Origin of the sequence: Psychroflexus gondwanensis ACAM 44 (assembly GCF_000355905.1) — a bacterium.
In the GTDB taxonomy this organism is placed as follows: Bacteria; Bacteroidota; Bacteroidia; order Flavobacteriales; family Flavobacteriaceae; genus Psychroflexus; species Psychroflexus gondwanensis.
The window spans coordinates 1-22,986 of the sequence record NZ_APLF01000013.1; the positions used below are offsets into that span (position 1 = coordinate 1).

Annotated in this window: 21 protein-coding genes; 18 read left to right on the forward strand and 3 right to left on the reverse strand. The window is 37.1% G+C overall.

Annotated elements, in window-relative coordinates:
- The first annotated feature begins 322 nt into the window (after positions 1 to 322).
- A complete protein-coding gene (locus PGOND44_RS11675; protein WP_003442390.1) occupies positions 323 to 1,300 on the forward strand; it encodes a polyprenyl synthetase family protein in 978 nt (325 codons plus the stop codon).
- Positions 1,301 to 1,334: 34 nt separating this feature from the next.
- Entirely contained in the window at positions 1,335 to 3,296 is a 1,962-nt protein-coding gene (gene dnaG / locus PGOND44_RS11680) for a DNA primase (RefSeq protein ID WP_003442392.1), read from the forward strand.
- A gap of 5 nt (positions 3,297 to 3,301) precedes the next feature.
- Here the strand turns inward: dnaG and nadE are convergent, their stop codons facing one another.
- On the reverse strand, positions 3,302 to 4,081 hold the full coding sequence (gene nadE / locus PGOND44_RS11685) for an NAD(+) synthase (protein ID WP_003442394.1): 780 nt from the start codon (positions 4,079 to 4,081) through the stop codon (positions 3,302 to 3,304).
- Between the two features lie 82 nt (positions 4,082 to 4,163).
- On the opposite strand from nadE, the gene gldB reads away from it, so the two are divergent.
- Genes gldB through PGOND44_RS11700 form a run of 3 tightly spaced genes read left to right on the forward strand, consistent with a single transcriptional unit; the run spans position 4,164 to position 5,838 of the window.
- On the forward strand, positions 4,164 to 5,120 hold the full coding sequence (gldB, locus tag PGOND44_RS11690) for a gliding motility lipoprotein GldB (RefSeq protein ID WP_262500726.1): 957 nt from the start codon (positions 4,164 to 4,166) through the stop codon (positions 5,118 to 5,120).
- Between the two features lie 3 nt (positions 5,121 to 5,123).
- The gene (gene gldC, locus PGOND44_RS11695; RefSeq protein WP_003442397.1) at positions 5,124 to 5,480 is read left to right on the forward strand and encodes a gliding motility protein GldC; all 357 of its coding nucleotides are present in this window, start codon (positions 5,124 to 5,126) and stop codon (positions 5,478 to 5,480) included.
- Complete coding sequence (locus PGOND44_RS11700) at positions 5,464 to 5,838, forward strand: GTPase (RefSeq protein WP_236611996.1); 375 nt, start codon at positions 5,464 to 5,466, stop codon at positions 5,836 to 5,838. The genes gldC and PGOND44_RS11700 overlap by 17 nt, the downstream gene beginning before the upstream one ends.
- Before the next feature lie 4 nt (positions 5,839 to 5,842).
- Here the strand turns inward: PGOND44_RS11700 and yihA are convergent, their stop codons facing one another.
- Together yihA and PGOND44_RS11710 are read right to left on the reverse strand one after the other, a co-directional pair.
- Entirely contained in the window at positions 5,843 to 6,442 is a 600-nt protein-coding gene (yihA, locus tag PGOND44_RS11705; RefSeq protein WP_003442401.1) for a ribosome biogenesis GTP-binding protein YihA/YsxC, read from the reverse strand.
- 6 nt (positions 6,443 to 6,448) lie between these two features.
- Complete coding sequence (locus tag PGOND44_RS11710; protein WP_003442403.1) at positions 6,449 to 7,213, reverse strand: alpha/beta fold hydrolase; 765 nt, start codon at positions 7,211 to 7,213, stop codon at positions 6,449 to 6,451.
- Between the two features lie 344 nt (positions 7,214 to 7,557).
- Here PGOND44_RS11710 and mraZ point away from each other — a divergent pair, with 344 nt between their 5' ends.
- From mraZ to ftsZ, 13 genes are read left to right on the forward strand one after another with little or no spacing between them, the layout of a single operon-like run.
- A complete protein-coding gene (gene mraZ / locus PGOND44_RS11715) occupies positions 7,558 to 8,013 on the forward strand; it encodes a division/cell wall cluster transcriptional repressor MraZ (RefSeq protein WP_040556112.1) in 456 nt (151 codons plus the stop codon).
- Positions 8,003 to 8,908 (forward strand): 16S rRNA (cytosine(1402)-N(4))-methyltransferase RsmH, encoded by a 906-nt coding sequence (rsmH, locus tag PGOND44_RS11720; RefSeq protein ID WP_003442405.1) that lies wholly within the window; start codon positions 8,003 to 8,005, stop codon positions 8,906 to 8,908. Before mraZ ends, rsmH begins: the two co-directional genes overlap by 11 nt.
- 2 nt (positions 8,909 to 8,910) lie before the next feature.
- The gene (locus PGOND44_RS11725; protein WP_003442406.1) at positions 8,911 to 9,225 is read left to right on the forward strand and encodes an FtsL-like putative cell division protein; all 315 of its coding nucleotides are present in this window, start codon (positions 8,911 to 8,913) and stop codon (positions 9,223 to 9,225) included.
- A gap of 1 nt (position 9,226) precedes the next feature.
- On the forward strand, positions 9,227 to 11,191 hold the full coding sequence (locus PGOND44_RS11730) for a penicillin-binding protein (protein ID WP_003442407.1): 1,965 nt from the start codon (positions 9,227 to 9,229) through the stop codon (positions 11,189 to 11,191).
- Positions 11,188 to 12,651, forward strand: coding sequence for a UDP-N-acetylmuramoyl-L-alanyl-D-glutamate--2,6-diaminopimelate ligase (locus tag PGOND44_RS11735; RefSeq protein WP_003442408.1), 1,464 nt, complete (start codon positions 11,188 to 11,190; stop codon positions 12,649 to 12,651). The genes PGOND44_RS11730 and PGOND44_RS11735 overlap by 4 nt, the downstream gene beginning before the upstream one ends.
- A gap of 3 nt (positions 12,652 to 12,654) precedes the next feature.
- Positions 12,655 to 13,875 (forward strand): phospho-N-acetylmuramoyl-pentapeptide-transferase, encoded by a 1,221-nt coding sequence (gene mraY, locus PGOND44_RS11740; RefSeq protein WP_003442409.1) that lies wholly within the window; start codon positions 12,655 to 12,657, stop codon positions 13,873 to 13,875.
- Entirely contained in the window at positions 13,876 to 15,219 is a 1,344-nt protein-coding gene (gene murD / locus PGOND44_RS11745) for a UDP-N-acetylmuramoyl-L-alanine--D-glutamate ligase (protein ID WP_003442410.1), read from the forward strand.
- Between the two features lie 5 nt (positions 15,220 to 15,224).
- On the forward strand, positions 15,225 to 16,466 hold the full coding sequence (locus PGOND44_RS11750; RefSeq protein ID WP_003442411.1) for an FtsW/RodA/SpoVE family cell cycle protein: 1,242 nt from the start codon (positions 15,225 to 15,227) through the stop codon (positions 16,464 to 16,466).
- A complete protein-coding gene (gene murG, locus PGOND44_RS11755) occupies positions 16,463 to 17,560 on the forward strand; it encodes an undecaprenyldiphospho-muramoylpentapeptide beta-N-acetylglucosaminyltransferase (RefSeq protein ID WP_003442412.1) in 1,098 nt (365 codons plus the stop codon). The genes PGOND44_RS11750 and murG overlap by 4 nt, the downstream gene beginning before the upstream one ends.
- Positions 17,557 to 18,903 carry a UDP-N-acetylmuramate--L-alanine ligase gene (murC, locus tag PGOND44_RS11760; protein WP_003442413.1) on the forward strand — a complete coding sequence of 449 codons (1,347 nt, stop codon included), beginning with the start codon at positions 17,557 to 17,559 and terminating at the stop codon, positions 18,901 to 18,903. The genes murG and murC overlap by 4 nt, the downstream gene beginning before the upstream one ends.
- Positions 18,900 to 19,619, forward strand: a complete 720-nt coding sequence (locus PGOND44_RS11765) for a cell division protein FtsQ/DivIB (RefSeq protein WP_003442414.1) — start codon at positions 18,900 to 18,902, stop codon at positions 19,617 to 19,619. The genes murC and PGOND44_RS11765 overlap by 4 nt, the downstream gene beginning before the upstream one ends.
- Positions 19,620 to 19,631: 12 nt before the next feature.
- Positions 19,632 to 21,014 carry a cell division protein FtsA gene (gene ftsA, locus PGOND44_RS11770; protein WP_003442415.1) on the forward strand — a complete coding sequence of 461 codons (1,383 nt, stop codon included), beginning with the start codon at positions 19,632 to 19,634 and terminating at the stop codon, positions 21,012 to 21,014.
- 24 nt (positions 21,015 to 21,038) lie between these two features.
- Positions 21,039 to 22,934, forward strand: a complete 1,896-nt coding sequence (gene ftsZ / locus PGOND44_RS11775; RefSeq protein WP_003442416.1) for a cell division protein FtsZ — start codon at positions 21,039 to 21,041, stop codon at positions 22,932 to 22,934.
- Positions 22,935 to 22,986: the final 52 nt, after the last annotated feature.

The following is a 22,986-nucleotide window of genomic DNA, read 5'->3' on the forward strand; positions in this document are numbered from 1 at the left end:
CCCAATAGATTGGAAATTTAGCAGTGCAAGAAATTATGGTAATGATGACCATACCATTTTGGAAATTGATATAAATTAGATAGTGTGTACGAGCGAGACGCTCGCACCAGCTGGGGNNTATGGTGTAATCGGAGAAGAAAATAACCGCTAAATGATGTTTTTAATCTTTACATCACGTAAAACAAAGAATCCTTTGCATCAGCTTGGGAAGTTACCACTCTTCGAAGTTTGCAACTTCAAACTATCCGAGCTAAAGTAAAGCTGTTTTCCAACCATAGTTTTAAGGCCTTTTTAAGACATAAAACTCTATCTTTGTTGCGCATTGAAAACTGTCTCACAAATAAAAGAACCGATAGCTCATGAGATGGAACTTTTTGAAAAAAAGTTCTCTCTTTTCATGTCTTCACGTGTAGCCCTTCTCAATAAAATCACTCACTTTATCGTTAACAGAAAAGGCAAGCAAATGCGACCTATGTTCGTCTTTCTTGTCGCCAAAATGGTGTCTAAAGGAGAGGTGAATGATAGGACTTATCGTGGGGCTTCTGTTATAGAGCTCATCCACACGGCTACCTTGGTTCACGATGATATTGTGGATGATAGTAACCAACGTCGTGGTTTCTTTTCCATCAATGCCTTATGGAAAAATAAGATAGCGGTTTTGGTCGGTGACTACATGCTGTCTAAGGGGCTTTTGTTATCTATCGATAATGATGACTTCGATTTATTAAAGATTATTTCAGTTGCCGTACGTGAAATGAGTGAGGGTGAATTACTTCAAATTGAGAAAGCACGCCGACTTGATATTACTGAAGACATTTATTATGAGATTATTCGGCAAAAAACCGCTACCCTCATAGCCGCTTGTTGTAGTCTTGGTGCTGCTGCTGTAAGACCAGGTTCTAAAGACGTGGAGGATATGCGTAAATTTGGAGAACTTATAGGAATGGCTTTTCAGATTAAAGATGATCTCTTCGATTATGGTGACCAAAAAATAGGTAAGCCTACTGGTATAGATATTAAAGAACAGAAAATGACTTTACCTCTTATTTATGCGATCAATCAAGCGTCCAAAAAAGAAAAAAGTTGGATCATCAATTCTGTTAAAAATCACAATAAAGACAAAAAGCGCGTGAATGAAGTGATAGATTATGTAAAATCTGTGGGAGGGCTTAGTTATGCTCAAATTAAAATGAAAGAATTTCAAAGCGAGGCCTCAGAAATTCTTCAACGTTATCCAGATTCTCCTTACAAAGCTTCTCTTGAATTGATGATAGATTATGTAATTGATCGAGAAAAATAATTTTATCCTTACATTTATTTCAAATTAAATTCCATTGATAAGTAAATCTACTATTGACAAAGTCTTTGATATTTCCCGAGTAGAGGAAGTGATTGGCGATTACGTTCAGTTGAAAAAATCTGGCAGCAATTTTAAGGGATTGAGTCCTTTTACCGAAGAGCGATCTCCTAGTTTTATGGTCTCTCCAGTGAAGCAAATCTGGAAAGATTTCAGTTCTGGTAAAGGAGGAAATGTGGTTGCTTTCTTAATGGAACATGAGCACTATACTTACCCTGAAGCCATAAAGCATTTAGCAAAACGTTACAATATTGAAGTCGAAGAAACGGAGCAATCTTCAGAAGAAAAAGAAAAGGCAAGTGAGAGAGAAAGTATGTACTTGGTCAATGAGTTTGCCAAATCTTTTTTCATCAAACAAATGCTTCATACCGATGAAGGGAAGTCAGTTGGTCTCAGTTATTTTAAGAACAGGGGATTTACGTCAGAAACGATGGAGAAGTTCGATCTCGGCTATTCTCCAGATGAGTGGCAAGCGTTCACAGATGCAGCTTTAGAAAAGGGGTACCGTTTGGAGTTCTTGGAGAAAACCGGGCTTAGTATCGTAAAGGGAGAAAAGCGCTTCGACAGGTTTAAAGGTCGGGTGATGTTCCCTATACACTCGATGTCTGGAAGAATTTTAGGGTTTGGAGGTAGAATTCTCACAAATGATAAGAAACAGGCAAAATACCTCAATTCACCTGAAAGTGATGTCTATCATAAAAGCAAAGTTTTGTATGGGCTTTATCAGGCCAAGCAGGCTATTGCTAAGGCAGACAACTGTTATCTAGTGGAAGGGTATACGGATGTGATTCAATTTAACCAAACAGGAATTGAAAATGTAGTCGCTTCTTCTGGTACAGCTTTAACGCCAGAGCAAATTAGACTTATCAATAGACTTACCAATAATATTACAGTTTTATTTGATGGGGATGCTGCGGGATTAAGAGCTTCTGTGCGTGGGATTGATTTGATTTTGGAACAAGGCATGAACGTGAAAGTCTGCTTATTTCCAGATGGTGAAGATCCAGATAGTTTTGCGAAATCTAATTCCAAAGAAGAGTTAGAAACTTATCTCAATAGCAATGCTCAGGATTTTATAAGATTCAAAGCTTCCTTATTACTCGAGGATGCGGAAAATGATCCTGTACAAAAGGCTGAAGTGGTCAGGGATATTGTGAATTCTATTTCTAAAATACCAGATCAAATTACTCAGGAAATTTACATCCAAACCTGCTCCAACCTTTTAGATGTTTCTGAAGATGTTCTTTTTAGTACACTTGCACAGATTTTAGCTAAGGAAAGAAAAGAAAGTCAGCGCCGACCTAGACAGCAGTCTTTAGAGGTCGTAAAGGAGAAAAAAAATGAGCCAGTCGTTTCTAAAGTGGATCAGCAATATGTGCTAGAGAGAAATATTATTCAGTTGCTTCTAAAATATGGGGGTAAGACTGCAGTATTTGTAGATGTAGACTTCGATTTTGATGATTTTGACAAGGACAAGCATACTGAAGTAAAACGTGAATACGTTGTGTTTGAAAAAATATTTATAGAACTCCAGGAGGATGAGGTTGAATTTTCTAATCCTTTGTTTAAGGAATTATATGCCCTTATTATTGAGATTTATACAAAAGAAAGAGACTTGAAGATCGATACTTTTATCAACCATCTAAAGCCAGATTTGTCTCAAGAGGTGACGTCTATTATTATGGAAAATGAGAAAAATCAACTACACGATTGGAAGCGTCAGGAGATTTTTGTAATTGATAAAAGCGAGTTGGACCCTAGAGAAGTCATGGAAACCATTTTAAATTTACGCCGATTCCTCATCAGAAAAAAAGTTCAAGATTTAAGTGAAATCATAAGAGATCAAAAAGATGAAGTGGATCGCGAATTGATGATAGAAACCATGGAGTATAATGGATTGGAAGTTTTGATTTCCAATAAATTAAATCGGGTCTTATAAGTGAATTACTTTAATTCCCGAGGAATTTCACACACCGGAACCGGTTGCATCTTATGTTGATTAGATTTGTTCATGGTATTATAAATTTTCAAAACCTCTTGTTCTCTGTCAGAAATTTCGGAGGTTTCACCGTCAAAAGTCATTGCCCATTCCAATTCGTCGTAGCTGGCCCCAATTTGATCTTCATCGGTTCTACTATCTCCAAACAAACCATCGGTAGGCTCTGCATTTTGAATGTCATCTATTATGCTAAGGTCCTTTGCAAGTTCGAAGACTTCACTTTTCATCAAATCGGCAAGAGGGCTTAGGTCAACGCCTCCATCTCCATATTTGGTGTAAAATCCTACTCCAAAGTCTTCAACTTTATTTCCAGTACCAGCAACCAAATAGCCGTGGATACCCGCAAAATAATAAAGGCTTGTCATTCTTAATCTTGCCCTTGAGTTGGCTAGTGAAAAGTCTCTTAGATTTTTATCTTCGATCTCTGGTAAACTATTTTTGAAGGTGTCGAAGGTGTTGGAAAGATCAACTTTTACAGAGCTTACATTTCCAAATCGTCCTTCCAAATGATCGATATGTTTTCTAGCCCTCGACACCTGGTCTTTGTGTTGGTGTATAGGCAATTCTACACATAAGGTAGGTCTGCCAGTTTGTGCACAAAGTGCTGAGGTGACTGCAGAATCTATTCCTCCAGAAATACCAATCACAAAACCATTTTGCCCGCTGCTATTGAGATATTCTTTCATCCAATTGGCTATATAATCTATGGTTTTTTGAGACTTCATAAGCTATGATTTACCTTTTAAATACTACATTTGCACCAAATATAAGTATTCTATTTAGGTACAAAACCAAATGTCTTTAAATATGAGATTTCGTTTAATTTTGTTGAGCCTTTGTTGTTTCATGGCGAGTTGTGATCATAACTCCAAGCTAAACTCAGAGGCTGAAGACCTTAGTATTGACTTAGAATTAATTAGGTTCGATCAAGAGTTTGCTCAAGCTTCGGCAATGGATTTACCAAGGCTGAAAAATAACTTTCCACGTTTATTTCCAGAGCAAGTCCCAGATAGTTTATGGATTTCAAAAATGCAAAGTGACTTGCAAAAGGAAATTCATGCTGAGGTTAATCAAGCTTTTCCGAATTTTGATAAAGAAAAAGAAGATTTAGAGCGTTTTTTTAAATACGCTAAATATTATTTTCCGTCTTATAAACTCCCAAAAGTTTATACGTTGGCCGAAGAGGTGAATTATAGAAATAAATTGGTGCTAACCGAAGATTTACTTCTTATCTCCTTGGATAACTATTTAGGACAAGACCATAAGTTTTATGGAGGTTTCGCTGACTATATCGCCTTTCAGCAAGATAAAAGATTCCTGCTTTCCGATGTGGCAGAGGCCTTTGCTAAGCAGCATATCGATGAAAAGAGGTCTAGGAAATTCATGTCGGAAATGATTTATTACGGTAAGATCCTTTATTTAAAAGACCTTCTTATTCCTTTTAAATCTGATGCTGCAAAACTTTATTATTCTGAAGATCAACTTCAATGGGCCGAAGAAAATGAAACCCAAATCTGGTCCTTTTTTGTAGAGCGAAACTTGATTTACTCCACCGACTCTACTTTGGAAGATCGCTTTATCAACCTAGCGCCTTATTCTAAATTTTATTTGGAATTGGACAATGAGTCTTCCCCTAGAATAGGACAGTATATAGGTTGGCAAATAGTAAAAGCCTTTATGAATAAAAATCCTAATACTAGTATAAAAGACCTGCTGAATATGGAGTCTGATGCTATTTTTAAAAAATCAAATTATAAACCTTAAGCAATGATTGAAAAAAAATCTGAAATTAGAATCAACGTAGAAACGGACGAAAATAGAATTCCAGAAAAACTCACTTGGTCTGCTCAAGATGGCGGGATCGATAATGAAGAAGCAAAAGCAGCTTTTTTGAGTATTTGGGATCATCAAAAGCAAGAGACTCTTCGTATAGATTTATGGACCAAGGAAATGCCGGTCGATGAAATGAAAAAGTTCTTTCACCAGATTTTAGTGGGGATGAGCGATACATTTTACAGAGCCACAGACGATAAGAAAATGACAGAAACCATGAAAGATTTTTGTGCTTATTTTGCAGAAAAGATGGATATTGAAGATGCTAAACCCAATGATGACAAAAAGTAACAAAGCCGTAATTTTTGTTTACAATGCCAATTCTGGCACAAAAAACGGCCTACTCGATAGTGCCCACAAAATTTTCAGCCCTAAAACTTACGAATGTAATCTTTGTGATTTAACCTACGGGTTGCTTTCAGAAAATAGGAAATGGAAAGCATTTAGAAAGGAAACTGATATGGAGTTTGTCTTTTTGCACAAGGATGACTATCAGAAGAATTTCAAATCTAAATTTGAAAGCCTCTACGAACTCCCTGTCATTCTCTTTCAAGATAACTATGAGTTGAGCCTTCTAATGTCCAATAAAGAACTTAACGAGATTGAAGAGGTAGAGGTGCTGATAGAAAAGGTAAAATCTAGAATTTGATCTATTATACCAGGGTTTGATTGATATTCTGGATATAATTTAGAATATCATCTCTTCCAATTTTATGAGCAGAAGAGGTCGTAAAAGAAGGAGGAAGCTCCTCCCAAGTTTCCATTAATTTGGATTTGTAATCGGCAATATTATTTTCTAAAGCTTTGGGCTTTAATTTATCCGCTTTTGTAAATACAATTGAAAATGGAATGGCGTTCATTCCTAGCCATTCTAAAAACTCAAGGTCTATAGGTTGTGGAGCATGTCTAGAATCTATAAGGACAAAGGTATTGACCAATTGCTGTCTCTTTTCGAAATAAGCGGTGATGTATTTTTGGAAGGTTTTCTTTTCTTGTTTACTCACTTTAGCATAACCATAGCCAGGTAAATCGACAAGGTGCCAAGAATCGTTAATCAAAAAATGATTAATAAGTCTGGTTTTTCCTGGTTTACCAGAAACTTTTGCTAGGCTATTGCGGTCTGTAAGCATATTGATCAATGAAGATTTACCCACATTACTTCTGCCAATAAAAGCGTATTCTGGTAATTGAGAATTGGGACATTTGGTCACATCCGAATTACTCATTACAAATTCTGAAGTCTTAATTTTCATAATAGACTAAAAGTTTCTTTTTTGAAGCCAAGCGTATAAAATTTTATTGAACTCATCTGGATGTTCCATCATAGCTGCATGGCCACATTTGTCTATCCAAAACAACTCAGAGTCTGGTAAAAGCTTGTTAAAATCTTTACCCACTTCTGGAGGAGTGACTTCATCCTGTTTCCCCCAAATGATACAGGTTGGCGTATGCATGTCTGGTAAATCCTTGGACATATTATGGCGTATAGCACTCTTCGCTATAGAAAGGGTTCTTATCAATTTATTTCTATCATTCACTACACTGTATACATCATCGATGATTTCTGGTGTTGCGATTTCAGGATTATAAAAAACATCTTGAACTTTCTTTTTCATGTATTCATAATCGCCTCGCTTTGGATAACTTTCACCCATCGCGCTTTCATAAAGACCAGAACTTCCTGTAATCACAAGAGCCTTTATACTCTCTGGATAGAGTTTGGTGGTTAATAAACCAATATGTCCACCTAGAGAATTTCCAACTAGTATGACCTTGCCATAATTCTTAAAGTCTATAAATTCTTTAATGTACTTGGTCAGGTTTTTAGTGTTGGTTTTTAATAAAGGTAAGTCATAAAGTGGAAGCTCAGGAACCACTACTTTATACCCTTTTGTAGGGAAATAATTCATAACTCCATCGAAGTTACTTAAGCCTCCCATTAGTCCATGCAAAATGACTATTGGAGTTCCTTCGCCCTTTTCAAAGTATTTAAATTTTCCTTCCTGCTTTATATGTTCTTCCATGAGGTTTTTAAAATTTCAAAATTCAAATATAAAGATATTTGAATAAGAAAGGTACACTGATTTTAGGACTTGTACTAGTTTAATCTAATTCAATGAAAATAAGCCTTTTAACGACCTTTTTTTCCAGTTGAATAAGCAAACTTAAGTCGAAATCAATCCAATCGCTAGAATTATTCACTTTATCCACAGCGATTTAGCTAAATCATGAAGGCCTGAAACCACTAGGGAATAGGTATATCAACAACTCTTAAAGCCTTCTTTAGGAAAAAGTTATCCACAATGTGGTAGAAAGTGGTAAAATGTGGTAAAAATTTCAATATATTTGAAGTTGAATTGAATCTATCATGAACAACCTCATTGGGACATACGAATGCAAAGTTGACACAAAAGGTCGACTTATGCTACCGTCTTCGCTGAAAAAGCAGATGCTCCCTACTCTCGAAGAGGGCTTTGTTTTGAAACGTTCTGTGTTTCAGCCTTGTCTGGAGCTGTATCCGATGAGTCAATGGAATTTGCTCATGGACAAAATGAACGGATTGAATAGATTCAGCAAAAAGAACAACGATTTTATACGAAAATTTTCAGCTGGTGTGAGGGTGATTGAGGTGGATACCAATGGAAGATTATTGATTCCAAAAGATCTGATTGGCTTTGCTGGGATTGAGAAAGAGATCGTCGTTTCTTCTGCGATCAATATCGTAGAAATTTGGAATAAAGATAAATATGAATCTGTCGTAAGCGATTCTGAAGGATTTGCAGAATTAGCTGAAGATGTAATGGGAAATGATAATGACGAGTAAAGCCTATCACTTACCAGTTTTGCTAAAAGAAAGCGTTGATGGCATGTCTATACAGCCCGATGGGACTTATGTAGATGTGACCTTTGGAGGTGGTGGCCATTCGGCTGAGATTTTATCTCGACTTGGAGAAAAAGGGCGGCTTTTTGCTTTCGATCAAGATCAAGATGCTCAAGAAAATAGTATAGACGATCCGAGGTTCACCTTAATCCCGGCCAATTTCAGATTTATAAAGCGCTTTTTAAGGCTAGAAGGGGTGAAAGAAGTTGATGGAATTTTAGGCGATTTTGGAGTCTCCTCACATCAATTTGATAAAGGAGAACGTGGATTTTCCATTCGGTTTGAAGCTGAATTGGATATGAGAATGGATCAAAACACGGGCTTAAGTGCTTCAGAATTGGTGAACACTTATTCCCAAGAGCAATTAGCTCAATTGATCTGGCAGTATGGTGAAATCAAAATGTCACGGAAACTTGCTAACGCCATTGTTGAACGTAGAAGTAATGAGCCTATTAAATCTACAAAGGATTTAAATGATTTGTTAACGCCTTTTTTCCCTCCGACTAAGGTGAATAAATTTTTAGCACAGGTTTACCAAGCTATCCGTATTGAAGTGAATCAGGAAATGGAGGCTTTAAAAGAGTTTTTGCTTCAAACTTCAGAATTGATGACCAAAGGCGGGAGGCTAAGTCTGATTTCGTATCACTCTTTAGAAGACCGTTTGGTAAAAAGATTTATTAGGGATGGGAAGTTTTCTGGTGCTCCCGAAAAAGACTTTTATGGAAATATGCTGGTGCCTTTTAAAAAAGTGGGGAAAATGATAACTCCAGGCGCTACAGAATTACAGGAAAACAAAAGATCTAGAAGTGCGAAATTAAGAATAGGAGAAAAATTATAAAGATGAAAACGGGTTTAGCAAATATTCTAAAAGGGAAGTTTTTGGTAAGCGATGGTGCTTTCAACCATTGGGTTTTCATTGTTTTTTGTGCTTTGCTGGCTATCATTATGATTGCGAGTTCACACAGTGCAGAACGAAAAGTATATCAAGTTGCAGAACTCAACCAGCAACTTAGAGAGTTAAGAAGCGAATTTGTAGACACACGTAAAACGGTGATGCAAAAGAAAATGGAATCCAACGTAGCTAAAAAAATGGAGAAGCGTTCCATTGGATTGTCGGATCAGCGTCCCTACAAAATCACCATAAAATCTCAATAAAATGACAACAGATAAAAGCATTTTAAGGCGGTTTTATATCATTGCAGCTTTACTTGTACTTGTGTTTATGGGGATGGGATACAAATTATTTGATATCCAAATCGTTGAAGGACAAAAGTATAAGGATATCGCCCAGCAAACCGTGTTTAGAAATTTCAATATTGAACCCAACCGAGGGAATCTCTATGATACCAATATGAACTTGCTGGCTACATCGGTTCCTAAATACGATATTAGATTTGACGCGGTTACTGTTTCTGAAGCCAATTTCCAAAAGTATGCTTCAGCTTTAGCTACAGAATTATCGAAAATGCTAGGAGGTTCTAAGGACGATTATCTTCGAAAACTTAAAAGAGCGCGTGTCATTAAAAATAGATATGTCTTAATTGCCAAGCAACTCGATTATTCAGATTATATCAAGATTCGAGAATTTCCTTTATTTAATCTGGGCCCTTACAAGGGTGGATTTATCGCTGAACAATCTACAGTTCGTGAAAATCCGTTAGGCAAAATTGGTGAACGAACCGTAGGTTTTGGAAACGTAGGCCTTGAAGGTGCTTTTGATGAATACTTAAAGGGGAAACAAGGTCAACGCTTAAAACAGAAAATCGCTAAAGGACAGTGGAAGCCTATAAGTGATGTTAACGAGGTTGAGCCCGAAGACGGATACGATGTTATTTCTACGATAGATGTAAATATCCAGGATGTTGCGCATCATGCTTTACTGGAACAGTTGGAAAAATTTGAAGCCGATCATGGAAGTGTCGTGGTTATGGAAACCAAAACGGGAGAGATTAAGGCGATTTCAAATTTAGGTCGAATTAAAAATTCAACAAAGTATTACGAGAAACTCAACTACGCTGTTTACGAGCCTCACGAGCCAGGTTCTACTTTTAAGTTGATGAGTATGGCGGCAGCGCTTGAAGATAGAGTGATCGATACCAGTACTGTTTTTGATACTGAAAAAGGAATGGTTCAGTTTTTTGATCGAAAAGTTTACGATTCAAAACGCGGTGGTTACGGAAAAATCTCTGCTGCAAAAGCTTTTGAGGTTTCTTCCAATACGGCTTTTGCTAAAATGATTTATAATAATTATAAAGATGATCCAGAGCGATTTGTAAATCGCCTCTACAATATGGGGCTTAATGAAAAGATAGGTTTGAAAATTAAAGGAGAAGGTGAGCCCAAAATTCCACATCCTGAAGATTCTAATTGGTATGGAACCACCTTGCCTTGGATGTCTTTTGGTTATGGGGTTTCTTTAACCTCTTTGCAAATCCTCACGTTTTACAACGCTATTGCCAACGATGGTGTAAAGATAAAACCGAAATTTATAAAAGAAGTTAGAGATAAAAATACCTTAATCGAATCCTACGTAGAGCCTATTTTAGAAGAAAGCATTTGTTCTGAGGAAACAGCAAAAAAACTTCAGGCCATGATGAAAAAAGTCGTGGAAGAGGGAACGGGTAGCAATATTTACAACCCCAACTTTTCTATGGCGGGCAAAACAGGAACCTGCCAAACAGAATACTGGATAGAGTCTGGGCGGTATGTATCCTCCTTTGTAGGTTACTTTCCTGCGGAAGCTCCTAAATATTCTTGCATAGTGGTTATTCATAAACCAAATCCTGAAATCGGCTATTATGGGAGTACAGTAGCGGCACCTGTTTTTGAAAAGATTGCTCAAAAGATTTTTATAGATACTCCTCTTAAAGATGAGATGCTTAGGGAAGCTATCCCTTCCAATTTTGCATCTTCTTCCTATGAAAATTACTATGAAACCTCTCAAAAATATAAAACTATAATGCCAGATTTAACTGGCTACCCAGCTATGGATGCGGTTTCTATTTTGGAGAATTTAGGTTTGCAAGTCAATTTAATTGGACAAGGAACAGTGATAAAGCAATCGATTAAAAAAGGAAGTAAAATTTCAAATAACCAACGTATAAATCTGATTTCAAGTTGAGAGTTTTAAAAGACATATTATATAAAGTGGCGATAGAATCTGTAAAGGGTTCTACGGCGGTAGATATCAAAAAAATTCATTTTGATAGCCGATTAATTTCAGCTCAAGATGTATTTGTGGCTATAAAAGGCGAAACTGCAGATGGCCATGAATTTATAGAAACGGCTGTCGCAAAAGGTGCTAATGTAATTGTTTGTGAAGAATTTCCTACTGAGCTTACTCCGGAAGTGTCTTATATACATGTAAAAGATTGTCGAGAGGCATTAGCCGTAATGGCTTCCAATTATTACGATAATCCTTCTGCCAATTTGAAGCTTATTGGGGTGACTGGAACAAACGGTAAAACGACAGTAACCTCTTTGTTATATCAGATGTTTAAGGCTTTAGGGTTTAAAGTAGGATTAATTTCAACAGTAGTCATCAAAGTAGATGACAAAGATTATCCAACAAAGCTTACCACTCCAGATTCTTTAACTATCAATTCTTATTTAAAAGAAATGAACGAAGTTGGGATAGAATTTTGCTTTATGGAAGTGAGTTCTCACGGGATTGCTCAACACAGAACATTAGGTCTCGATTTTGAAGGAGGGGTTTTTACGAACTTATCTCAAGATCACTTAGATTATCACAAGACGTTTGCAGAATATAGAAATGTTAAGAAGAGGTTTTTCGATCAGTTGTCCAAAAAAGCATTCGCCTTAACCAACGTGGATGATAAAAATGGAAATTACATGCTTCAAAATACAAAAGCAAAAACCTTTGGTTATGGAGTTAAAAACCTAACAGATTACAAAGTAAAGATTTTAGAAAAAAGCTTTTCTGGCTTAAAACTCAATATCAACGGCACCGAAGTTTGGTCAAGGTTTATTGGAGATTTTAATGCTTATAATTTACTGGCCGTTTATGCAGTTGCAGACTTACTTGAAGTTGAAGCTATCGAGAATCTTCAGTACTTGAGTCAGTTGAAACCCGTGGACGGAAGATACCAACATCATGTGTCTTCAACCGGCATACATATCATTGTGGATTACGCTCACACGCCCGATGCTTTAAAAAATGTACTTCAGACTACCAATGCTATACGAACAAGAAGTGAAGAGCTTATTACTGTAATGGGTTGTGGTGGAGATCGCGATACCACTAAGCGTCCTCTTATGGGCAAAATTGCTGGAAATTTGAGTACAAAAGTGATTTTCACTAGCGACAATCCACGTACAGAAGATCCAGACTCCATCATTAACGATATTGAGAAAGGGGTAGAGCCTCAAGATGTTTCCAAGACTTTGAGTATAACCTCTAGACTACAGGCCATAAAGACAGCTTGTAACTTGGCACAACAGAGGGATATTATATTAATCGCAGGAAAAGGTCACGAAACCTACCAAGAAATTAATGGGGTGCGATCAGATTTCGATGATCTAAAAATTGTAAAAGAGCTATTAGACCAACTTAACAAATAAGATATGCTTTATCATTTATTTGAATTCTTAGAAAACAATTACGATTTGCCTGGCGCTCGCTTGTTTCAATATATCTCTTTTAGAGCTGCATTTGCGATCATTCTATCTCTTTCAATTTCTACAATTTTCGGTAAGCGTATTATCCTTTTTCTACAGAGAAAGCAAATAGGAGAAAGTGTTAGGGAGCTGGGTTTAGAAGGTCAAAAGGAAAAAGCTGGCACACCTACAATGGGTGGACTTATCATAATTATGTCTACCCTTATTCCTGTATTATTATTGGCTCAGTTGAATAATATTTATGTCATCCTCCTAATTGTTACCACCATCTGGATGGGAGCTATTGGATTTTTGGATGATTATATTAAAATCACCAAAAAAAACAAGGAAGGTTTAAAGGGAAAATTTAAAATCGTTGGGCAGGTTGGTTTGGGAATATTTGTAGGAGCAGTGATGTATTTTCATCCCGATGTTACAGTTCGATCGGACAACAAAGTAACGACGACAAATAATGTTCAAATGATTTCTGAGACTTCGCCAGAAGAGAAATCTACAACGACGACTATTCCTTTTTTCAAGAATAACGAATTGGACTATACCAAAGCAATCTCTTGGATAAGTGAAGGCGCAAAAAGCTATGCATGGCTCATTTTTATTCCTATTGTCATTATTATTGTGACTGCCGTTTCCAATGGTGCTAATTTGACCGATGGAATTGATGGACTTGCAGCAGGGAGTTCTGCGATTATAGTCCTTACTCTGGGTATTTTTGCTTGGGTATCTGGAAATGTTATTTTCTCTGATTATTTAAATGTCATGAACATTCCTAGGTCTGGAGAAATGACTGTTTTTATTACCGCTTTTGCAGGAGCTTTAGTAGGATTTCTATGGTACAATACCTATCCCGCTCAAGTATTTATGGGAGACACAGGGAGTTTAACCATTGGAGGGATTATAGCTGTAATAGCTATTGCAACCCGTAAAGAGTTACTCATTCCTATTCTGTGTGGAATTTTCTTTATTGAAATTTTATCCGTTATCTTTCAAGTAGGCTGGTTCAAATACACCAAGAAAAGAACTGGACAAGGCCGACGTATATTTTTAATGTCGCCTTTGCACCATCATTATCAAAAGCTAGGATTCCACGAGTCAAAAATTGCTGTTAGATTTTGGATTATCGGGATTTTACTGGCTGTAATCACTATTGTAACCCTAAAAATTCGATAAATGGAAAAACTGATCGTTTTAGGGGGAGGTGAAAGTGGCGTAGGCGCAGCCATTCTGGGAAAAGACAAATCCTATGATGTGTTTTTGTCTGATTTTTCAAAGCTAAAGCCAAAATTTAGAGCCAAACTCAAAAAAGAGGACATCGACTTTGAAGAAGGGGGACATACTGTTTCTAGATTACAGGAGGCAGATCTTATTGTAAAAAGCCCTGGTATTTCAGATGATCTTGAGGTGATCAAAAATCTTCGAGAACGCGGTATAAAGATCATTTCAGAAATTGAATTTGCATCCTGGTTTACAGATGCTAATATTATTGGGATCACAGGCTCCAACGGGAAAACTACTGTCACCAATATGGTGTATCATATTTTGAGGAATGCAGGTTTATCGGTCTCCATGGCTGGGAATGTAGGATTTAGTTTCGCTGAACAGGTCGCTAGACAAAGCTTTCATAATTACGTTTTGGAGCTGAGTAGTTTTCAGTTGGACGGCGTAGAAGAGTTTAGACCTCATATTGCTATTTTAACCAGTATTACACCAGATCACTTAGATCGTTATCACAATAATTTCCAAGAATATATTCAGGCAAAATTCAAAATCACAAAAAATCAAACTAAAGACGATTTCCTTATTTACAATAAAGATGACGAGGTGATTGTGAATTGGCTAGCAAAAAATACGGTAAGAGCGCAGTTAATCCCTTTTACTAAGACTACGATAATGGCTGACCTTTCGGCTTTTATAGAGGATAATAAAATAAATATAAAACTAAACCATAACTTATTTACTATGTCTGTTAACGATTTAGCCGTAAAAGGCGACCACAATACAAGAAATGCAATGGCGGCATCCACAGCAGCCCGATTATTAAAAATAAGAAAGCAAACTATCCGAGAAAGTATGGAAAGCTTTCAGGGGGTTGAGCATCGGCTAGAGCAATTAGGAAAAATAAATAAGGTAGCCTTTATTAACGATTCTAAAGCGACTAATGTTAATGCTACCTTTTATGCTTTGGATAGTATGACAGCGCCAACAGTTTGGATCGTTGGGGGAGTAGATAAGGGAAATGTCTATGAAGACTTACTTCCTTTAGTCAATGAAAAAGTAAAAGCTATTGTATGTTTAGGAATAGACAATCAGAAAATATACAATGCTTTTAGCAACTGTGTAGATACAATCATTGAATCTTCAAATATGCCTGATGCTGTTGCAAAAGCATATGGATTGACAGAGGATAATGATGCAGTGCTTTTATCTCCTGCCTGTGCTAGTTTCGATCTCTTTGAAAATTACGAAGACAGGGGAAGACAATTTAAAGATGCAGTTCACTACCTAAAAAAATAAACGAAATGTCAACAAGCACAGGACTGACAGATTTTTTGAGAAGTATTAAGGGCGATAGGATGTTATGGTCTGTGGCTGCGCTTTTAGCTATTTTCTCCTTCATTCCCGTGTATAGTGCCTCTAGTAACTTAGCCTATCTCAATGGAGCGAGTGGAAGTACCTTTGCTTATTTGATCAAACATTTTATCCATTTGGTATTAGGATTTTCAATCCTGTATGCCACTCATAAAATACCTTATCGCTATTTCAGAGGCTTGTCTATAATTTTATTACCTATTGTAATTGTATTATTGATTGTGACCCTTCTCCAAGGAACAACGATGCAAGGAGCTAATGCAAGCCGTTGGATACAAGTCCCTATTGTAAACTTTTCCTTCCAGACTTCAACTTTAGCTTCAGTGGTTTTACTGATTTATGTCGCGAGGTATTTATCAAAAATAAAAGATACTGAATATACCTTTAAAGAAACGATCCTACCGCTGTGGGTTCCGGTATTTCTCGTGGTAGGACTTATTCTACCTGCAAATTTTTCAACAGCCGCAATCATCTTCTTTATAGTTCTAATCCTCACTTTTGTAGGAGGTTATAGTATGAAATATACAGGAGCTATTGTAGGTATTGGTATGTTAAGTCTGGTTTTATTTGGACTTACCGCCAAAGCTTTTCCAGATTTATTTCCAAATAGAGTAGATACCTGGATAAGTCGAATAGAGACTTTTACTCAAGATGAACAAAGCAAAGAACAATATCAAGTTGAAAAGGCCAAAATAGCCATTGCAACCGGAGGGATTACTGGAAATGGTATTGGCAAAAGTGTGCAGCGTAATTTTTTACCGCAATCCTCTTCAGATTTTATCTATGCCATTATCGTAGAAGAAATGGGAATGGTAGGTGGATTGGGGGTGATCTTAGCTTACTTATTTATGTTGTATAGAATGGCCATTATCGTTACAAAATCAGAAACAGCCTACGGCAGGTTATTGGTGATTGCTGCGGGTATTCCTATTATTTTTCAGGCTTTTGTGAATATAGCCGTAGCGGTTGAGTTTTTGCCAGTGACAGGTCAAACCCTACCACTGGTGGGAAGTGGAGGAACATCCATTTGGATGACGTGTTTATCCCTAGGTATTGTTATTAGCGTAAGTGCAAATAACGAAGTCAGATCAATAGCTGAAGCCAAAGAGAAGGAGAGAGAAGACAATAAAGCGATAGAAAACCCATTAGAAGTCTTAAGCGAAACGATATGAGTACGAAGCGATACATGATTTCAGGAGGAGGAACTGGTGGACATATCTACCCGGCTATCGCTATTGCAGAAGAATTAAAATTTAGATTTCCAGATGCCGAGTTTTTATTTGTTGGAGCTAAAGGAAAAATGGAAATGACTAAAGTTCCAGAAGCAGGTTTCAAAATTGAAGGACTATGGATATCGGGGATTCAGCGGAAACTAACTCTTGGCAACCTTTTGTTTCCTCTAAAGCTGATTAATTCTATGTTGAAATCTAGAGCATTAATAAAAGCATTTAAGCCTAATGTCGTGATAGGAACAGGTGGATTTGCTAGTGGACCACTACTGAAAATGGCTTCACTATTAAAAATTCCAAGCCTTATCCAAGAGCAAAATGCTTATGCTGGAGTGACCAATAAATGGTTAGCTGGCAAAGCCGATTCTATTTGTGTAGCTTACGAGGGAATGGACCGTTTATTCCCTAAGCAAAAACTTATTTTGTCAGGGAATCCAGTTCGAAAGGATTTGTTGGATATAGCTGATAAAAGTGACTTGGGTATAAAGCACTTTCAACTTGATCCGTCAAAAAGAACACTTCTAGTGATTGGAGGGAGTTTAGGTTCACAGAGAATCAATGAGTTGATTGCAAGTCAATTGGATTTATTCAAAGCGGAAGATCTTCAAGTGATCTGGCAATGTGGTAAGATCTACTTCGATCGCTACACCTCCCTAACTTCGGACACTGTAAAGGTTGAAAAATTTATTTCTAAAATGGACTTGGCCTATGCGTCTGCGGATGTCATCATATCCAGAGCTGGTGCAGGTGCGGTGAGTGAATTGAGTTTAGTGGGAAAACCAGTGATTTTTATTCCTTCGCCAAATGTAGCTGAAGACCATCAAACTAAAAATGCGAAATCCATAGAAGATAAAGAGGCAGCGATAATGCTAAAAGAAAGTGATTTGGAAAAGCATTTTGAATCTGTATTTAAAGACTTAATCTCCAGTGAACACCTTCAAGAAAAGTTGTCTCAGAATATTTTGAAATTAGCAAAACCCAACGCGACAAAGACTATTGTAGACCAAATTGAACGAATAGAAAACAAAAGTAAATGAAGCCAATACAACAGTATACACACATTTTTTTTATCGGTATCGGAGGTATCGGGATGAGTGCATTGGCTAGATACTTCAACCAAAAGGAATTGAAGGTGTTGGGTTACGATAAGACCAAAACCGAACTCACTCAAACTCTTACAGAAGAAGGTGTTGAGGTATATTATCAGCAAAAAATCGAAGAGAACGTTTTGAAAACTCTTCCTCAGGAGTCTACTTTAGTGGTGTTTACCCCTGCCATTTCTTCAAATTCCATTCTGGTTAATTATTTCAAAGCCAATGGTTTTGATATGTATAAACGGGCTTTTATTCTAGGTGAAATCACTAAAAATTTGCCAACTCTTGCCGTAGCAGGAACTCACGGTAAAACGACAACTTCAGCGATATTAACTCATATTTTAAAAGCAAACCAGATCAAGTTAACCGCCTTTTGTGGGGGTATTCTCCAAAATTATAAGACCAATTATATCGGAGATGGAGATGACGTCGTCGTTATAGAAGCAGATGAATTTGATAGATCCTTCCTTCAATTACATCCTTCTGCTGCAGTAATTACTTCTATGGATGCAGATCATTTAGATATTTATGGAACAAGCGAAAGTCTGACTTTAGCATTTCAAGAGTTTTCAAATTTGGTCCCTAAAGGTCATCTCTACGCAAACTCGACTCTAGATATTAAGGCTCAATCTATAGCAGTAAATCATTCTGCCGACTATAGCATTCAACATATCAAAATAGAAAACGGTAGTTATAGGTTCGATTTTAAGTCTGAGAATTTCAATCTTAAGGACATTCAGTTTTCACTTCCTGGTCAACATAACCTATTCAATGCAGCAGCAGCTTTGTGTCTAGCTATCGATTTTAAACCTAGCTATGCAGATCGCTTCGCCAAAGCCTTGGCTAGTTTTGAAGGCGTGCAAAGGCGTTTCAATTATGTATACAAATCGGATCTTTTGATAGTGATCGATGATTATGCTCATCATCCTAAAGAAATTGATGCAGTGCATCAAGCTATTTCAGAAATGCATCCCGAAAAGAAATCTGTGGTCATCTTTCAGCCTCATCTTTTTTCCAGAACAAAAGATTTTGCAGATGAGTTTGCGAAAAGCTTAGCTCAATTTGATGAGGTAAATCTTTTAGATATTTATCCAGCAAGAGAAGAACCTATCGAAGGTATTACCTCTAAGTTTTTGTTGGAGTTGATCGATCACCCTAAAAAGCAACTTATTTCAAAAAATGATATAGAGAATAGAATTCAAAAGGCTAGCGAAGAAGTTATAGTTCTACTAGGAGCAGGAGACATAGGGGTAGAGGCTTCAAAAATTTCAAAATTATTAAAATGAAAATATTCAACTTACACAGTATGAGATTGATTTTGATAGTAGGAGCTCTTTTCTTTTTGGTTGGTTTTGCCAATCATCGTCAAAAATCAAAACCCATCACATCACTTCAGGTAGAATTTACGGATGCTTCCAAACTGTTTATTACTGAAGTAGAAGTTGAGCAGATTTTAAAGGATATGATGGTTGCCAATGGAGATTCGCTGATGGATGAAAAAAGGCTTGCGAGTGTTGAAAACACCTTGGATGCTAATGAAATGATTAAATCATCTGAAGCTTACTACAGTTTGGACGGAAAACTTTCTGCGAAGATTGTTCAAAGAGAACCTATTGCGAGGATTAAAGATAAAGATTTTTATTATTTGGACTCAGAAGGATACCCTATGCCTTTGTCTAAAAACTATTCCTCTAGAGTCCCTATGGTCTATGGTGTTCGGCCAAAAGATTTAAAAGAAGTTTATCCACTTTTAATGAAAATTCAGGGGGATGATTTTTTTAAAAAACATATTATTGCAATCCGAAAAGAATCTAAAAATCACTACGTATTAAGCGTTAGAGATAGAGAATTTCTCGTCAATTTTGGTCAAATTTCTTATCTTGACAAAAAGTTGACAAATTATAAAGTTTTTTATTCAAAAGCTTTGGAGTACAATAAATTAGATGACTATAAACGCATAGATTTGCAATTTGGTAACCAAGTGGTATGTACAATAAAGTAATAATCTACACAGATGGAAGAAGATAATATTGCAGTAGGCTTAGACATTGGAACTACAAAGATTGTAGCAATGATTGGTCGCAAAAACGAATATGGTAAAGTAGAGATTCTAGGCATTGGGAGAACCAAAAGTTTGGGGGTGCATCGCGGAGTTGTTAATAATATTACTCAAACTATACAGTCCATCCAGCAGGCGGTTCAACAAGCTGAAGCCAATTCTGGAATTGAAGTTGAGGGGGTCACAGTAGGTATTGCCGGGCAGCATATTAGGAGTTTACAGCATAGCGATTACATCACTAGAAATGATGTAGAAGAAGTGATAGAAGATGAAGATATCGACAATTTGTGTAATCAAGTCCACAAACTTGTGATGCTCCCTGGAGAAGAGATTATTCATGTGTTACCCCAAGAATATAAAGTGGATGGGCAGTCTGAAATTATGGAGCCCCGCGGAATGTCTGGAGGCCGCCTAGAAGCGAACTTTCACGTGGTAGTTGGTCAAATTTCATCGATAAGGAATATTGGACGTTGTGTAAAAAACTCAGGTTTGGAGCTCAACGGTATGACTTTGGAGCCTTTAGCATCTGCCAATTCAGTCCTAAGTCAAGAAGAAAAAGAAGCTGGAGTAGCTCTAATAGATATAGGTGGTGGAACAACAGATCTGGCCATTTTTAAAGATGGAATTATAAGACATACAGCAGTTATTCCTCTTGGAGGTAACGCGATTACAGAAGATATCAAAGAAGGCTGTTCTATTATTGAAAAACAAGCGGAACTGCTAAAAGTAAAATTTGGATCTGCCTGGCCTGGAGAAAATAAAGAAAATGAAATTGTTTCGATTCCTGGATTGAGAGGTAGGGATCCTAAAGAAATTTCGTTGAAGAATTTGTCTAAAGTAATTCACTACCGAGCAGTAGAAATTATCGATCAAGTTTATCTTGAAATAAAGAATTACGGTCACGAGGAGCAAAAGAAAAAGTTAATCGCAGGTATCGTCATCACAGGTGGAGGTGCTCAGTTAAAGCACCTTAAGCAATTAGTAGAATATGTCACAGGTATGGATACCAGGGTAGGTTATCCTAACGAATACCTTGCTGGTGAAACAGATAAAGAAATTGCGAGTCCACTTTATGCTACAGCCGTTGGTCTAGTGATGGATGGACTAGAACGTAAGGTGTTTGAGAAAGAAGAACGAGAACAAGCTGAAGAAGAACACCTAGGAGTCAATGCAGAGCAACCTGAAGAGACTGCGGCGGATCATAATACAGAGGGTGAAGGTGCTTCTCATGAAAAGTCGCCCATTCCGGAACAACCTAAACAACCAGCACGACCAAGTAGAAATGTGGTTGAGAAATGGTTTGATAAATTAAAAGAATTTTTAGACAACGCAGAATAGTACACCAACCAAAAGAAAATAATTATGAGTAAACCAGAATTCGAAAATATTTCATTCGATCTCCCTAAGAATCAGTCCAATGTGATTAAAGTAATTGGAGTAGGTGGCGGTGGCTCAAATGCCATCAACCATATGTTTAGTCAAGGTATTAAAGGCGTCGATTTTGTCGTTTGTAATACAGATTCTCAGGCTTTAGAGAATAGTCCTGTTCCTACCAAAATACAGTTGGGTGTCAACTTAACCGAGGGACTCGGAGCAGGAGCCAACCCCGATATTGGTAAACAGGCTGCAGAAGAAAGCAGAGAAGATCTAAAAGGCTTATTGAGCACAAATACCAAAATGGTATTTATTACGGCAGGAATGGGTGGAGGTACAGGGACTGGTGCTGCTCCAGTTATTGCTAGACTTGCAAAAGAAATGGATATTCTTACGGTTGGTATCGTTACTATTCCTTTTCAGTTTGAAGGTCGCACTCGAAATGAGCAAGCTCAACTTGGCGTTGAAGAATTAAGGAACAATGTAGACTCTTTAATCGTTATTAATAATAATAAACTAAGAGAAGTCTACGGAAACTTAGGCTTTAAATCTGGGTTTTCTAAAGCTGACGAAGTTCTGGCCACAGCATCTCGAGGAATAGCGGAAGTTATTACACATCACTATACGCAGAATATTGACTTGCGTGATGCTAAAACAGTTCTTAGTAACAGCGGAACAGCCATTATGGGATCTGCTGAAGCTTCTGGAGCAAATAGATCACAAATTGCCATAGAGAAGGCTCTAGACTCTCCTTTATTAAACGATAACAAAATTAAAGGAGCGAAAAATGTCCTATTGCTTATTGTTTCAGGAACAGATGAAATCACCTTGGATGAGATAGGAGAAATCAACGATCATATCCAAGCCGAGGCTGGTAATAGCGCCAATATCATTATGGGAGTTGGTGACGATGAAAGCTTGGAAGACTCCATTTCAGTTACTGTTATTGCTACTGGGTTTGATACCGAGCAACAAGATGAAATTGTCAATACAGAAACCAAAAAAATCATTCATACGCTAGAAGACGATCAGCGAATAGAGCAAAATTTATCTACTGGGAGGTTCAAAAAGCAACAAATAGAGGCCCCACAATCTAGGCCAAAAGCAAATAGAAGCGAATCGAACACTGAAAAGTCTAAAGTAGTTCATGAACTGAATTTTGACGATAATCAAGAGGAGGTCGATGATGATAAAAACAAAGTAGATGTAAACAACTTAGAGGTTGATTTTGAAGTTGTTAACGCGAACGAAGACGATTTTGAAATTTTGGAAGAGCCTAATTCTGAAGACGACAATGCTTCAGAAGGAATGCTAAGTTTTGATTTTTCTAATGACGAAGATGATGAAGATGAGAGTCCTAAAGGGAGATCAGATAAATCATCACGGGATATTGAAGTGAATGAAGCTGAGCAAGTTAATTCTTATCATGAGAAAACAAATCGCGATATTAAGAAGTACGATCTTAGTGAATTTATGGAAAAGGAGGAGGATTATAAGCCGTCTCCAAAACCTCAAAAAAGGAATGACGTTAAAAATGCCAGCGAGTCCGATGAGATTAATTTTTCGAAACGGACTGTAAAACCATCAAGATCGATTGAGCCCGAGGGAGATACTGATGAGGTAGATCCCATGAATACGCCTTTGTCTGAACTAGCTTCAAGAGCAGCGGAGCGCAAGGCTAAAATGAAACAGTTTAATTATAAATTCAGGAATACCAACAATATTGATGAGATTGAAAAGCAGCCCGCCTACAAGCGTGCAGGCATCGAACTAGATCATAATCAATCTCAAGGAAAAGGTTTGTCAAGAACAAGTGTTGAAGGTGATAAGGACAATTTAAACTTTAGATCCAACAACTCGTTTCTCCATGATAATGTAGACTAAAAGTAATAATTTTACAGCTTTAAAAAGGTCAACAATTTTGTTGGCCTTTTTT

Bases quoted from the DNA above. Each gene is read 5' to 3' on its own strand.
- gldC (WP_003442397.1), top strand. From the start codon at position 5,124: ATGATTGAAAAAAAATCTGAAATTAGAATCAACGTAGAAACGGACGAA.
- ftsZ (WP_003442416.1), top strand. From the start codon at position 21,039: ATGAGTAAACCAGAATTCGAAAATATTTCATTCGATCTCCCTAAGAAT.
- murG (WP_003442412.1), top strand. From the start codon at position 16,463: ATGAGTACGAAGCGATACATGATTTCAGGAGGAGGAACTGGTGGACAT.
- mraY (WP_003442409.1), top strand. From the start codon at position 12,655: ATGCTTTATCATTTATTTGAATTCTTAGAAAACAATTACGATTTGCCT.
- PGOND44_RS11750 (WP_003442411.1), top strand. From the start codon at position 15,225: ATGTCAACAAGCACAGGACTGACAGATTTTTTGAGAAGTATTAAGGGC.
- PGOND44_RS11710 (WP_003442403.1), bottom strand. From the start codon at position 7,213: ATGGAAGAACATATAAAGCAGGAAGGAAAATTTAAATACTTTGAAAAG.
- PGOND44_RS11700 (WP_236611996.1), top strand. From the start codon at position 5,464: ATGATGACAAAAAGTAACAAAGCCGTAATTTTTGTTTACAATGCCAAT.
- murC (WP_003442413.1), top strand. From the start codon at position 17,557: ATGAAGCCAATACAACAGTATACACACATTTTTTTTATCGGTATCGGA.
- mraZ (WP_040556112.1), top strand. From the start codon at position 7,558: ATGAACAACCTCATTGGGACATACGAATGCAAAGTTGACACAAAAGGT.
- PGOND44_RS11725 (WP_003442406.1), top strand. From the start codon at position 8,911: ATGAAAACGGGTTTAGCAAATATTCTAAAAGGGAAGTTTTTGGTAAGC.
- nadE (WP_003442394.1), bottom strand. From the start codon at position 4,081: ATGAAGTCTCAAAAAACCATAGATTATATAGCCAATTGGATGAAAGAA.
- gldB (WP_262500726.1), top strand. From the start codon at position 4,164: ATGAGATTTCGTTTAATTTTGTTGAGCCTTTGTTGTTTCATGGCGAGT.
- murD (WP_003442410.1), top strand. From the start codon at position 13,876: ATGGAAAAACTGATCGTTTTAGGGGGAGGTGAAAGTGGCGTAGGCGCA.
- PGOND44_RS11765 (WP_003442414.1), top strand. From the start codon at position 18,900: ATGAAAATATTCAACTTACACAGTATGAGATTGATTTTGATAGTAGGA.
- ftsA (WP_003442415.1), top strand. From the start codon at position 19,632: ATGGAAGAAGATAATATTGCAGTAGGCTTAGACATTGGAACTACAAAG.
- rsmH (WP_003442405.1), top strand. From the start codon at position 8,003: ATGACGAGTAAAGCCTATCACTTACCAGTTTTGCTAAAAGAAAGCGTT.
- PGOND44_RS11730 (WP_003442407.1), top strand. From the start codon at position 9,227: ATGACAACAGATAAAAGCATTTTAAGGCGGTTTTATATCATTGCAGCT.
- yihA (WP_003442401.1), bottom strand. From the start codon at position 6,442: ATGAAAATTAAGACTTCAGAATTTGTAATGAGTAATTCGGATGTGACC.